A 13,014-nucleotide genomic window follows, 5' to 3' on the forward strand; every position below is an offset into this window, starting at 1 on the left:
ATGAAAGGAATTTAAATATGTATAGAAACTATATCAATCCATTCTATTATGATCCATATAACACTTATAATATGTATCAATACTTTGATGAATTAAGAATGTCTAAAGGACTCATTAAAATGTACCATCCATTTCTTGATGATATGGATGAGTTAGAAAGAAGCGACAATCAAATGAATTTAATGGACTACGGTCCAGAGCCATTTGCAGGAAACATAGAAGAGATGACACTTGAAAATAATAATTATCGTACAGCTTTATGGACCGGAAAGAATCTACAAGTAACCTTAATGAGTATAAATGTTGGTGAAGATATAGGTTTGGAAGTCCACACAACTCATGATCAATTTCTTAGAATTGAAGAAGGCAGTGGAATTGTGCAGATGGGAGATAGTCGTGATAATTTAGATTTTCAAAGAAGAGTTAGTGATGGTTTTGCAATAATGGTGCCAGCAGGAAAGTGGCATAATGTAATTAATACTGGGGATACACCAATTAAGCTATATTCAATATATGCACCACCGCAGCATCCCCGTGGAACTGTTCATCAAACTAAAGTAATAGCTGAAGAAGCAGTTAATTAACGAGATTATTAAAATAAGGAAGTCTTATTAAATAGATAATAGGATTTCCTTATTTTTGTTTATAACAAATAAGATATTAAAAGAAAAATATGGTAAAATGTATATACAATAAATATGGAAGCTAGGAAGTGCAGAAGAATGAAAAAGCAGAGTTACAATATCTCTAAAATAGTCTTGGTATCTATAGTTTTAAATTTTATACAGGTCATATTTATAACATTATTTATCTATTACAAGAATAAAAACTCATACATTGTAGATGGTAATTTTATTATTTATGTAATAGCAGTAAGTATAGGAATAAATAGTATTATTACTGGTATTATATTTTATAATCTTTTATTTAAAAAAGGTAGTACTAATTTAATAGATACAATAAAATATATTGAAAATCTCAATAAGACTTTGAGATCTCAAAGACATGACTACTTAAACCATATTCAAGTTATATACTCACTTATGGAGTTAGAAGAGTATGACGAAGCAAGAAATTATATAGAGCCAGTCTACAAGGACATAGTAAGAGTTAGTAAGGCATTAAAGACCTCAAAACCTGCTGTAAATGCACTGCTTCAGGCAAAACTTCAAATGGCAGAAAAAAATAAAATTGATATGGAATTAGAAATAAAAAGTGATTTAAAACATCTTAATGTTGAACCTTGGGAGTTCTGCAGAGTAATAGGAAACATAATAGATAATGGAATATTTGCATTAAAATTAAAACCAGATTATAGATATATGTTAGTTGAATTTATGGAAGATTTAGAAAATATAAAAATAAATATATTAAATAATGGTGATGTAATATCTAAAGAGATTATAGATAAGATATTTGATGAGGGTTTTACAACTAAGGGAATTAAAGGTGAGGGTCTTGGGTTATCAATTGTTAAGGAGATTGTTGAAAATTCAGCTGGAAAAGTAATTGTGAAATCAGATGAAAATAGGACATGTTTTGAAGTAACATTACCTAAAAAGAGTTAGTAATGACAGTTTGGATCAAAAAATGTATTGTTTAGAGATTTTATATTAATAAGTAGTCCTAGTGATGGTATTGTATTTTTATAGTAAGGAGGGAGGTAAAACGGAATGAATGTATTTTTACCAGATATTACAGTTATAACAATTTTACTACTTATAGTTGGATTTGGACTTGTGCTTATAGAAATGCATATACCTGGTTTTGGAGTACCAGGAATAATAGGTGCAATATGCCTTATACTAGCAGTTATATTAACGGCCCAGAACTTTGCACAAGTTTTAGTAATGTCACTAGGTATACTAGCTGTTTTAGGAATTATGCTTGGAGTGGTTATGACTTTTTTTGCTAAAGGAAAGTTGTTTAAACCGTTAATATTATCAGACGAGCAGAAAAAAGAACATGGATATATAAGTTCTTCAGATCTAGATTATTTACTTGGAAAAAGAGGGGTTGCAATTACTGACTTAAGACCTTCAGGTTCTGTAGATATAGATGGAGTTAAGTTTGATGTGATTTCAGATGGGGAATATATTTCTATTGGAACAAAGGTAGAAATATTTAAGGTTAGTGGAGTAAAGTTGTTAGTCAAAAAAGTAAAGATATAAATTAATATTTCAAAGGAGAGATTATTAATGATTGAGTCAATTATAATAGCAGTAGTGGTTGTCATTATTCTTGTTGTGTTTTTTGCACTTGTTCCATTAGGATTATGGGTGTCATCTTTGGCAGCTAATGTTAAGGTAAGTATATTTAATTTAATTGGTATGAGATTAAGAAGAGTTGTACCTTCTAAAATTGTTATTCCTCTTATAAAATCAACTAAAGCAGGTATGGGACTAACTGTAAATCAGTTAGAAGCTCACTATTTAGCTGGTGGAAATGTAGACAATGTAGTAAATGCATTAATTGCAGCACATAGAGCTGATATTGATCTACAGTTTGAAAAGGCAGCAGCTATTGATTTAGCTGGTAGAGATGTATTGGAAGCGGTAAAAATGAGTGTTAATCCTAAAGTAATTGAAACACCAAATGTTTCAGCTGTTGCAAAGGATGGTATAGAACTACTAGTTAAAGCTAGGGTTACAGTAAGAGCTAACCTTGAAAGATTGGTTGGTGGAGCTGGAGAAGCTACTATTTTAGCTAGAGTTGGAGAGGGTATAGTAACTACTGTTGGTTCTTCAAATAGCCATAAAATAGTATTAGAAAATCCAGATGCTATATCCAAAACAGTATTAAATAAAGGATTAGATGCTGGAACGGCTTTTGAGATTTTATCTATAGATATAGCTGACGTAGATGTAGGAAGAAATATAGGCGCTCAGCTTCAAACACTTCAAGCAGAAGCTGATAAAAATATAGCACAGGCTAAAGCCGAAGAGAGAAGAGCGATGGCGGTTGCTAAAGAACAAGAAATGAGAGCAGCTGTTGTAGAATCAGAGGCAGAAGTACCAAGAGCCATGGCATATGCACTTAGAGAAGGTAAACTTGGAATAATGGACTACTATGATATGCAAAATGTTATTGCAGATACAAGCATGAGAAGTTCTATATCTAGCGCAGGAAATAAGTCTCAAGGATTAATTAATACAGATAAAGAAAATAAGGATAAAAAATAAGTTTATAGGAGAGTGAGGTAACATGAAATTTAAAGAAGCTATGAGAATAGTGAATGACCTTTCAATAGCACTAAATGATCCTATGAAGGTAGCAAATAGATTTAACAAACCAACCATAAGAGCAAAAGAAAATACAAATTTAGAATTCACCCAAGAGAGTTATGAAAAATTTGATGAAACTACTGAAGAAGACCTAGTGGATAATAGTCCAAAGTTTGTAAGTAAAAATCCACAAGGAGTAATAGATTCTATTGTGGAGGATTTGACTTCAGTGAGGCTTCAACAGGCAATTATACTTTCAGAAATAGTTGGGAAACCCAAAAGTAAAACTAGAAAAAGAAGAAGATTCTAAAGGGTAGGAGAATTTATTATGGATATAAAAGTGCTTATAGTTGATGATGAGAAAGGAATACGAACTATAATTAAAAAGATATTAGAAAAGTCTGGTGGATTTGAAGTCGTTGGAGATATAGATAATGGAGAAGAGGCTATAGAGGTATTTAATGAATTACGCCCAGAGGTAGTATTTATAGATGTTGAAATACCAGGATGCAGCGGTATTGAATGTGCTAAAAGACTCGCTGACATAGAGCCTAAAACAATAATTATATTTGCAACTGCCCACCAAGAATATATGTCTGAAGCTTTTCAGCTATATGCATTTGATTATTTAGTTAAGCCCTTTAAAATAGATAGAGTTATGCAGACTTTAGATAGAATAAAGAGCTTAAATAAACCTAACTATGGAGATGGTATAGATAAAATTATAAAGTATGAAAAAGGTTTAGATAAGCTTATGATAAAAAATAAGGAAGGTATAAGTTTTGTTGATACTAATGAAATAATGCTTATACAAAGAGAAGAGAGCTCAACTGTTATATACACAAAAACAGATAGCTTTACTACATCTATTTCTCTATCAGACATAGAGGATAAGTTAGATAAAAATCAATTTTTTAGAAGTCACAAATCTTATATAATAAATTTATCATTAATTACAAAAATATATCCATATGGAAGATGGACTTATGTTGTAAAACTAAAAAACACAGATAAAGATGCATTGCTTACCCATGAAAAATACGAGGATATAAAGAGAATTTTTAGACTATAGTAAGTGTATTAAATAGATTTAAAAATAGAATAATATAAGTGTATGACCATGTTTAATAACATGGTTTTTCTTATTTCAAAAAAAGGAAAGAATTTAAGGGTATATTGATATATAATAGATGTGGTACAAAGGGTAAATAAGGACTGAAGACATTTTAAGATGAAGGGAGAACGAGTAATGAAAAATAGGTATAGTCTAAGTTTTAAGCTATTCTACTTTATATATTTGGGGGCAATTGGAGCCTTCATGCCTTACATAAATGTATATTTAGAAAAAAGTGCTGGTTTAAGCGGTTCTCAAATAGGTTTAATTACAGCATTAAGTTTGGTTTTTGGAGTTTGTGTTATTCCTGTTTGGGGAGTAGTTGGAGATAGAACCAAAAGATATAATGCATTATTAAAGTTTTCAATTGCTGGAGCATTAGTAATGGTAGCATTATATTGGAAGGCTGCAACTTATCCAATGATAATTTTATGTGCAATAGGATTAGAAATGATAAGATTAGGTACTATGCCTATGGCAGATACATTAGCTACTAATTATTGTCATGAAAGTGGTGATAATTATGGTTCAATCAGAGCAATGGGATCACTAGGATATATGATTGTAAGTATGTCAGTAGGATTTTTAGCAGATAAATTTGGGTTAGATGGAACAATATTTGCAAGTTATGCCTTCTTATTACTTATTACTATTCCAATATGCTTTGGATTACCTAAGGATTCTACATTAGGAGAAACTGAGGGTAAAGAGAAGGTACAAAAAGGAAGCTTTAAAGAGCTAATAACCAATAGAAAATATATATTTATTTTAATTATTACTATTTTAACAACTGTAATCGTAGACTCTTCTATGAGTTATGCAGGAAACCATCTAGTGTCAACTTTAGGTGGATCGGAGTCTTCTATAAGTTGGCTTACATTTACTATGGTGCTACCAGAAGTTATATTTTTAATGGTAGCCATTAAGTTTATTAATAAATTAGGCTTTAAGAAATTTTATATTTTAGTTGTAGCTTCAATGATTTTAAGGTTTGGAGTTTATTCATTGGTCGAAAATCAATATGCATTTTTAGCAGTTAGCGTTGTGCACTGTCTAGGGGTTTCTATTGTAACAGTTGGTAATTTAACTTTTATTAGAAGTTCAGTTAATCCATCAGTTTTAGGAACAGCAATTACATTATTTAATGCTGCAATTTCAATAGGAAGAGCTCTGTTTGGATATATATTTGGATTTGTATATGAATATGGTAATAGTTATATGATTTTCATGATAAGTACAGCTACATTTATAATTGCTTTAATTATTTTGATTAGAACTAATAATTTTGAAGGTATTGGTATAAATAAAGTATAGTTAATATCTAACATATAAAGAGGCGTCTCATAAATAGGAGACATCTTTTGCCTTTTATAGCGAATTAGTAGGATGTAAATGGTAGTCTTTGTGGTATAATTTTCATAAATAGAGTTTAAGTAGAGGTATATAAATGGAGAAAAAGTCAGGGGATTTTATACTTATAGTAAGATATATTATATATTTTACTGTAATAGGGTCCATAGTTGTTTTAAATAAGATAGATAAGGATAATATAAAAATTCTTGTAGTATTTTTATTGCTTTATATAATAAATACTCAAGTAAGAATATATTTTTTTACAGACACAACATATGCCATTATAACATCATTAATTGTAGAAATAGGAATAATATCACTTCTGTACTATAACTTTGGAGGATTTACTTTTGTTTATTATTTTGTAGCGATAATTGATGCATCACTTATGCTTAATAGAAGATATTCATATATAATAACTTCAATTTTATACTTAGCAGTTATATTTCAGAGTATGACACCTCTTTATAAAAATCTTCAGGAATTTCCTATAGCAAATATTATTTTTAATACTGTAATAGTTATGGGATTTGGAGGGCTTGGAAGATTTATTGCAGAGGAGAAAGCAAGAAAACAAGAAGCTCAACTTCTATATGATAAAATAAGAGTTTCGGAACAAGAACTTAAAGAGGCTTATAATAGGTTAGAAGAATATTCAAATACAGTGGAAGAACTTTCTGTACTTAGAGAAAGAGATAGAATATCTAGAGAAATACATGATACAGTAGGACACACTTTATCTACTCTAAATATTCAGATTCAAGCGCTACCCTTTTTAGTTAAAAGTGATAAAGATAAGGCTATAGAAATGTTAAATGATATGTATACATATTCTAAAAACGGCTTAGAAGATGTAAGAAGAGCTGTTAGGGAATTAAGCCCTATAAGCTTTGAAAATAATAATAGCATATTTGTGCTTAAGGAGCTCGTTAATAATTTTCAAAAGAATACAGGGATTAGAGTTGAATTTAATACATCTAAAAGTGAGTATATTTTTACATCAGATCAAAACCTTTCGGTGTATAGAATTATTCAGGAGGCTTTGAATAATTCATTAAGGCATGGGAAAGCAACCGTTATTGCAATTAACTTACACTTTACTGAAAAGGAGGTAGGGTTAAATATAAAGGATAATGGTGAAGGTGTAGAAAACTTAACACCTGACTTTGGGCTTAGAGGTATGCAAGATAGAGTTAATAATCTAGATGGTAGGATAGAGTTTTTCAGTGAAAAGAATAGTGGATTTGAGATAAATATAATTTTTCCTAAGAAGAAAAAAATACTATAATGTTGAAAGAAGTAGGTGACTTAAATAATGTCTTGCATAAAAATTGCAATAGCAGATGATGAGAATCTTATAAGAGAAGCATTGAAAATAATACTTAGCTCCTATAAGGAGATTGAAGTTGTAGGAGTATGTGAGGATGGAGAAGCGGCTTACCAATTATGTAAGAATCAGAATGTTGATGTAATACTCATGGATATAAGAATGCCTAGCTGTGATGGTGTACAGGGAACTAAGCTTGTGAAAAGTATTTCTCCAGAAACAAAGGTTTTAATACTCACTACCTTTAAAGATGATGAGTATATTATAGGGGCTATGCGCTATGGGGCTAGCGGGTATATGCTAAAAGACACTTCTCATGAAAGAATTTTTGAAGCAATAAAAGGTGTTTATGGAGGCAATATAATCATGCATCCTGAGGTTGCGAATAAGATGATAGAAAATAGAGATGAGCTTTCTCAAGATGAGCGAATAAAAGAAATAAAAAGTAGAAATAAGTTAACCTCAAGAGAAATTGATATTATTGAAGCAATAAGTTCAGGACTTTCAAATAAGGAAATAGGAGAAAAGTTGTTTTTAACTGAAGGAACTGTTAAAAATAATATAACAGAAATACTAGGTAAATTAGAGTTAAGAGATAGAACTCAGATAGCTATATTTGCTTTTAAAAATAAGTTGGTAGATTAGATTTAACAAAACCATGACTTAAGTCATGGTTTTTATTTTTATAGGTGACTTAACTCAGTACTGTAATGACTAGTGATTTGTCTATAATGAATGTATAAGGTTTGGAGGTAATAAATATGGGAATTATTCAATTAAAAGATGTTACTAAAAGGTATGACGATAAATTAGCTGTAGATAATATAAGTTTGGATATAGAAGAAGGAGAACTGTTTGGTTTATTAGGACCAAATGGAGCTGGGAAGTCAACACTTATATCTATGATCTGTGGACTTACTAAATTAGATAAAGGAGATATTATAATAAATGGAAGCTCTATTAAAACTAACCCTATAGAGGCTAAGCAGAATATAGGTCTTGTTCCTCAAGAGATAGCTCTTTATGAAAACATTAGCGCAATAGATAATCTAAAGTTTTGGGGGAAAATGTATTCTCTAAAAGGAAATCTATTAAAAGAGAGGATAGAAGAAGCATTAGAAGCTACAGGATTAAAAGATAGAAGAAAAGAAAAAGTATCAAAATTCTCAGGCGGAATGAAAAGAAGACTTAATATAGCTTGTGCAGTTATGCACTATCCCAAAATAGTAATAATGGATGAACCTACTGTGGGAATAGACCCACAATCAAGAAATAATATATTAGAGTTTACCAAAGGATTAAATAAAAAACATGGTTCAACCTTGATATATACAAGTCATTATATGGAGGAAGTTGAAGCTCTTTGTAGTAAGGTATGTATTTTAGATGAAGGAAAGGTTATAGCAAAAGGAGATCAAGATCATATAAAGAGGATGATAATGAATGAAGAGAGAGTTGAAATAACCATAAGTGAATATAAACCCGAGATAGATTTAATACTTAAGAAGCTTAATAGTGTAAGAGAAGTAGTTTATAAGGATTCTAAGTTAACAGTAATAATGCAAGATACCCAAAGAAGTATACAGCAGATTATTGAAGTTTTAATTAAAGCAGAGATAGGAATAAAAGATATAAGTATAAAAAAACCTACTCTTGAAACTGTATTTTTAAGTCTTACTGGTAAGGCATTAAGGGATTAGGGGGAAACGATGAGATTTTTATATATTTTTATGAATGAATTAAAAGAAATTTTATCAGGAATAAAATTTAATGTGTTTGTATATATAGTAATGCCTTTTGCTTTAGCTGCATTAAATGGAGTTATATATGAACAGTATTTTAATCAAGAGCCTAAGTTACCTGAATTTAAAATATCTATCATAGATGAAGATAAGGGACAGATAGCTTTATCAATAAAAGAGATATTTAAAGGAAGTAATTTAAAAGATAGCATTACTTTAAGAGAAGACAGAGATTTTGAAAGCATAGAAGAAGATATAGAAAAAGGAGATGTAAGTGCTGCGATAATAGTTCCAAAGGATTTTAGTAAAAAAACTCTTCTAGGAGAAGATGCTTCACTTAAGGTGATAAAATCTCCAGCACAAGAGTTAAATGGCTCTATTGTTTCTGAAATAGTTGAAGCTTATACAAATAACTTAAATATGAGTATAGCAATAAATAAAACCTTAAATGAAGAGGCAATAAATATTGATTCAATTGAGCTTCAAAACGAACTAAGCAAGATTATGAGTCAAAACTATATTAAGGAAGGATTGTTTGAAAACCATAAGGTTATAAATTCAAAACAATATTATGCAGTTAGTATGCTTATTATGGTTAGTTTGTTTTTAACAACAGTAGGGGCTTCAAATATTATAAAAGAAAGAGAAAGTGGAACTCTAAAAAGACTACAGTCTACGTCTATGAGCAAAATGAATTTCTTATTAGGAAAGACTATGGCAATATTTTTAATTGCAGTGATAGAAGTTGGAGTGTATATACTTTTAACCAGCGCTATATTAAAAACTAGCTGGGGAAGCAATATAAGTTCACTTAGTATAGTAATACTATCTCATGGAGCTGCCATAGCTGGAATATCAACATTAGCTGGCAGCATATTTAAGAGTCAAAAAAGCTTAAAGACAGTACTACCAATAGTAATCATGATTATGGCTGTTTTTGGTGGAACCTTTTATTCAATAGATTCAGTAACAGGGTTTATGAGAAATGTAATAAAGACTACGCTTAATTACTGGCTCACAAATAGCTATACCAATATAATGGTTGGATCCAATATTTCTAATATAAGTACTAATATAGTCATTTTATTAAGTATAGGGGTTATTGGGTTTGCTATTGGAATAATGAAATTTAAGTTTGATAATTAGAGAGGTGAGTTAAATGAAGATAATACAGTATTCCTTTATGCATTTGCAGAGGATTCTTAAAGATAAAAAAATATTACTTTTAGGTATGCTTATGCCAACTTTAGTTGTAAGTATTGTAGTGCTTTTTACAAATAAAAGTGAAAATGTATCCTCCTCTAGTATATATGTGGATGTGGTTAATCAAGATACTGGACTAAAAGGAGAAGAACTTATAAATGAATTAAAAGATACAGGAGTTATAAACTTAACTAAAGTTACCCTTGAAGATGGTGAGAGAAGAGTAAAAAGTGGAAATAGTTCCTTTGCTATAATAATACCAGAAAAATTCTCCACTGCCTTAGAGCAAGCTGATAGTGAAGGTACAGCAGTAAGTATATTAAAGCTAAGTCAAGGAAATGTAGATAATATAGTAAGTAATAAAATTAATTCTTTTATAATGAATAATACATTAGTAGCTAAAGTAGCAAACAATATTAACAGCGATAATTCTGACAAATTAAAGAATAAGTTAATTAATAATATTCAAGATTCAAAAGTTAAGGTTGAGAAAAGTACATTTTCAACTGAGGAGAAAACAAAAACAGTTAACATGGCTTTTCTTGGTGTAATGATAAGTTTCATGATGTATACTATGATATACTTTGTTAATGAGATTATGGAGATTAAGAGGAATGGAACGTTAAGGAGAAGTATATCCACTCCCAATAGTAATATTACTATTGGAGGATCTTTACTATTATCATTTTTGGTCACTGAGTGGATTCAAGTAGCTGTTATGGTGGGATTCACAAAGATAGTATTAAAAGTAAACTGGGGAAACTCATATACAGCTTTATTTTTAGTATTTACAGCATTTATTCTTGTAATATTAAGTTTAGGGTTATTATTATCAAGATGGATAAAAAATGAAACTCAAAGTGTAATAGTAGTTAATATGGTAGCAACACTAACTGGTGCCGTAAGTGGATGTTTTGTTTCTGTAGAGTACTTACCAGGAATTTTTCAGAAAGTAGCTAGTTTTACACCTCAAAATTGGGTATTAAATGCTCTTAAAGAAGTAATGTTGAATAATAAAGGGATATATGCGGTACTTCCTTCTATAGGAATACTATTACTTTTTGCAGCAGCATTTTTTACAGCGGCAGCTTCATCATTAAGAACAGTAGCACAAAATTAATCTCTATATATATCTAAAATAAAACCTATAAATGCAAAAAGACCGTTATAGATTAATTTTAATAGATCTATAACGGTCCTCTTATATCTTGTTGTTAATAGGGCTCTATAGATTGCTGGTATCTAAAAAAGTTATCAGGATCATATTTGCTTTTTACTTCTCTAAGATTACAATAATTTTTCCCCCAATATTCATAACCATAGTCTTTTAATTCTGAATAAGGAAAGTTGACATATGAGCCTCGAGTTAAAGGCTCTACATAGTTAAATACCTGATTAACCCAATTTATATAAAGTCCTTCTTTTATATCTTTATCCCACTCAGCTGTAATTCCTAAAATATAAGATGAATTTCTGTAAAAATATGCAGTGGCATCTATAGGAACTTTTTTCACAGCTCCACCTAAACTATATAACCTAATATTACAAATAGCACCTTCAGGGCTAGTATCAATATAATCGATTAATTTATTTATATTTTCTTTAGATAGAGGCCTATATACAAACCTTCCAGTTGCCTTAAAACTATTAGGAGGGCCGTAAAAAGATCCGATATCTTTTACAGCATCAATAAAAGGTACATATTTAATTGATGATTCTTCCAATAAATTAGGAAGCATAAGAAAATCTTTTAAAATTTCTTCAGCCTCATATTCGTATCCATAAAAAAATGCATTTAGATAAATTCCTTCTTTATTAAGACCCGCAAAACAGCTAATTCTATCATCAGCAGTTTTTAACCACTTTTGCCATAGTTCAAAAAATTCTCTTCTAGATGTTTTATCCCACCTAAGTTGAATCACAGTTACTTTTCTAGCCTTATAAACATTAAAAGTATAGCTTGTAGCCACACCAAAGTTACCAGACCCAGCGCCGTTACATGCCCAGAATAAATCAGAATTAATCTTTTTATCTGCCCTAATTGAATTTCCTTTACTATTTATTAAATCTAAAGATAATAAATTATCGGAAGTTAATCCAAAAAGCCTTGAAGATAAACCTATCCCCCCTCCTAAAACTAAGCCAGAGATACCTACTGTTGGACAGGTACCTCCTGCAAAGCCATAACCTTCCTTAGCAAGAGAGGAGTATACTTTCCATAGTCTTGTACCTGACTCAATTTTTGCAATATCTTTTTTAGTATCTATATAAACATTATTCATATAGGTGGTATCTATTACTAATACACCATTAGCTGTACAATAGCCATCATAATTATGGCCTCCAGTACGGATTCGAGGCTCGACATTATTTTTTCTACACCATTTAACTGCATTAGAAACATCAAAGCTACTGTAACAATATACAAGAGCAATGGGGAACTTATTAATAGCTCTATTATAAACAAGCCTCAAAAATGGATACTCTTTATCATAAGGAGTTACAACTTTTCCCGTTAATTCACTAAAATCCATATTATCACCCTCTTAAAAAATAATTGGTAATATATTAATATGCCATTACCCCCAATAAATCTACACACTTATGCCCTGTAGGAGCTTTTTCTCAAGCTCCATCAAATCATTTGCCCATCTGCCCTGTAGAAACTCGAAGAGTTTCATTAGATTCTTTTCACAGTGTTAAAAAGAAAAGTGAAAAATTTTTAAGAAAGGCTTGCTAATAAATTACGGAAAAGCCAAAATGCCTATTGAAGAATTGAAGAATTGAAGAATTGAAGAATTGAAGAATTGAAGAATTGCACCAATGATCGGTAGACGCGCACTGCTAATATGTAGAAGTTCGAAGAACTTCATCAAGTTCCTTCTCTTCCTCAGCGTCAGTCTAATCCTTATTGGTAAAAAGGGATCTAACGAGACTAAGGAAGAAGCTCCTACAGGGCAGTGGTGCACAGTAAATCTAATCCTTTTAAAAGTTTAAGAATATTTTTTTATAAAAGATGAATAATGAGTGGGAAGAAAAGTAGACTACCCT

13 protein-coding genes are annotated in these 13,014 nt (G+C 30.4%); 12 read left to right on the forward strand and 1 reads right to left on the reverse strand.

Annotated elements, in window-relative coordinates; all coding sequences use genetic code 11:
• The first annotated feature begins 17 nt into the window (after positions 1 to 17).
• The 12 genes from B3N22_RS04890 to B3N22_RS04945 all read left to right on the forward strand — a co-directional run bounded on the left by B3N22_RS04890 (position 18) and on the right by B3N22_RS04945 (position 11,083).
• Positions 18 to 584 carry a cupin domain-containing protein gene (locus B3N22_RS04890; RefSeq protein ID WP_286905235.1) on the forward strand — a complete coding sequence of 189 codons (567 nt, stop codon included), beginning with the start codon at positions 18 to 20 and terminating at the stop codon, positions 582 to 584.
• Between the two features lie 138 nt (positions 585 to 722).
• Entirely contained in the window at positions 723 to 1,568 is an 846-nt protein-coding gene (locus B3N22_RS04895; protein WP_286905236.1) for a sensor histidine kinase, read from the forward strand.
• A 105-nt stretch (positions 1,569 to 1,673) separates the two neighbouring features.
• Positions 1,674 to 2,171 (forward strand): NfeD family protein, encoded by a 498-nt coding sequence (locus B3N22_RS04900; protein ID WP_286905237.1) that lies wholly within the window; start codon positions 1,674 to 1,676, stop codon positions 2,169 to 2,171.
• A 27-nt stretch (positions 2,172 to 2,198) separates the two neighbouring features.
• Positions 2,199 to 3,182 (forward strand): flotillin-like protein FloA, encoded by a 984-nt coding sequence (floA, locus tag B3N22_RS04905; protein ID WP_238903544.1) that lies wholly within the window; start codon positions 2,199 to 2,201, stop codon positions 3,180 to 3,182.
• A 22-nt stretch (positions 3,183 to 3,204) separates the two neighbouring features.
• Complete coding sequence (locus B3N22_RS04910; RefSeq protein ID WP_286905238.1) at positions 3,205 to 3,534, forward strand: hypothetical protein; 330 nt, start codon at positions 3,205 to 3,207, stop codon at positions 3,532 to 3,534.
• An 18-nt stretch (positions 3,535 to 3,552) separates the two neighbouring features.
• Positions 3,553 to 4,296, forward strand: a complete 744-nt coding sequence (locus B3N22_RS04915) for a LytR/AlgR family response regulator transcription factor (RefSeq protein ID WP_286905239.1) — start codon at positions 3,553 to 3,555, stop codon at positions 4,294 to 4,296.
• A gap of 177 nt (positions 4,297 to 4,473) precedes the next feature.
• Positions 4,474 to 5,652, forward strand: coding sequence for an MFS transporter (locus B3N22_RS04920; RefSeq protein WP_286905240.1), 1,179 nt, complete (start codon positions 4,474 to 4,476; stop codon positions 5,650 to 5,652).
• A 133-nt stretch (positions 5,653 to 5,785) separates the two neighbouring features.
• Positions 5,786 to 6,979, forward strand: coding sequence for a sensor histidine kinase (locus B3N22_RS04925; RefSeq protein ID WP_286905241.1), 1,194 nt, complete (start codon positions 5,786 to 5,788; stop codon positions 6,977 to 6,979).
• Positions 6,980 to 7,006: 27 nt separating this feature from the next.
• Positions 7,007 to 7,663 carry a response regulator transcription factor gene (locus B3N22_RS04930; protein WP_286905242.1) on the forward strand — a complete coding sequence of 219 codons (657 nt, stop codon included), beginning with the start codon at positions 7,007 to 7,009 and terminating at the stop codon, positions 7,661 to 7,663.
• Between the two features lie 116 nt (positions 7,664 to 7,779).
• Complete coding sequence (locus B3N22_RS04935) at positions 7,780 to 8,718, forward strand: ABC transporter ATP-binding protein (protein WP_286905243.1); 939 nt, start codon at positions 7,780 to 7,782, stop codon at positions 8,716 to 8,718.
• A gap of 9 nt (positions 8,719 to 8,727) precedes the next feature.
• Positions 8,728 to 9,906: an ABC transporter permease gene (locus B3N22_RS04940; RefSeq protein WP_286905244.1), complete on the forward strand. Its 1,179-nt coding sequence runs from the start codon at positions 8,728 to 8,730 to the stop codon at positions 9,904 to 9,906.
• A 13-nt stretch (positions 9,907 to 9,919) separates the two neighbouring features.
• A complete protein-coding gene (locus tag B3N22_RS04945) occupies positions 9,920 to 11,083 on the forward strand; it encodes an ABC transporter permease (RefSeq protein ID WP_286905245.1) in 1,164 nt (387 codons plus the stop codon).
• A gap of 94 nt (positions 11,084 to 11,177) precedes the next feature.
• Here B3N22_RS04945 and B3N22_RS04950 read toward each other — a convergent pair whose 3' ends face one another.
• Positions 11,178 to 12,497: an FAD-binding oxidoreductase gene (locus B3N22_RS04950; protein WP_286905246.1), complete on the reverse strand. Its 1,320-nt coding sequence runs from the start codon at positions 12,495 to 12,497 to the stop codon at positions 11,178 to 11,180.
• Positions 12,498 to 13,014: the final 517 nt, after the last annotated feature.

Source organism: Clostridium sp. UBA1652 (assembly GCF_002320975.1).
In the GTDB taxonomy this organism is placed as follows: domain Bacteria; phylum Bacillota; class Clostridia; order Clostridiales; family Clostridiaceae; genus Clostridium_T; species Clostridium_T intestinale.

What these genes read in the sequence shown, in the direction of transcription:
- B3N22_RS04890 (WP_286905235.1), top strand. Translation starts at nt 18, where the DNA reads ATGTATAGAAACTATATCAATCCATTCTATTATGATCCATATAACACT.
- B3N22_RS04895 (WP_286905236.1), top strand. Translation starts at nt 723, where the DNA reads ATGAAAAAGCAGAGTTACAATATCTCTAAAATAGTCTTGGTATCTATA.
- B3N22_RS04900 (WP_286905237.1), top strand. Translation starts at nt 1,674, where the DNA reads ATGAATGTATTTTTACCAGATATTACAGTTATAACAATTTTACTACTT.
- floA (WP_238903544.1), top strand. Translation starts at nt 2,199, where the DNA reads ATGATTGAGTCAATTATAATAGCAGTAGTGGTTGTCATTATTCTTGTT.
- B3N22_RS04910 (WP_286905238.1), top strand. Translation starts at nt 3,205, where the DNA reads ATGAAATTTAAAGAAGCTATGAGAATAGTGAATGACCTTTCAATAGCA.
- B3N22_RS04915 (WP_286905239.1), top strand. Translation starts at nt 3,553, where the DNA reads ATGGATATAAAAGTGCTTATAGTTGATGATGAGAAAGGAATACGAACT.
- B3N22_RS04920 (WP_286905240.1), top strand. Translation starts at nt 4,474, where the DNA reads ATGAAAAATAGGTATAGTCTAAGTTTTAAGCTATTCTACTTTATATAT.
- B3N22_RS04925 (WP_286905241.1), top strand. Translation starts at nt 5,786, where the DNA reads ATGGAGAAAAAGTCAGGGGATTTTATACTTATAGTAAGATATATTATA.
- B3N22_RS04930 (WP_286905242.1), top strand. Translation starts at nt 7,007, where the DNA reads ATGTCTTGCATAAAAATTGCAATAGCAGATGATGAGAATCTTATAAGA.
- B3N22_RS04935 (WP_286905243.1), top strand. Translation starts at nt 7,780, where the DNA reads ATGGGAATTATTCAATTAAAAGATGTTACTAAAAGGTATGACGATAAA.
- B3N22_RS04940 (WP_286905244.1), top strand. Translation starts at nt 8,728, where the DNA reads ATGAGATTTTTATATATTTTTATGAATGAATTAAAAGAAATTTTATCA.
- B3N22_RS04945 (WP_286905245.1), top strand. Translation starts at nt 9,920, where the DNA reads ATGAAGATAATACAGTATTCCTTTATGCATTTGCAGAGGATTCTTAAA.
- B3N22_RS04950 (WP_286905246.1), bottom strand. Translation starts at nt 12,497, where the DNA reads ATGGATTTTAGTGAATTAACGGGAAAAGTTGTAACTCCTTATGATAAA.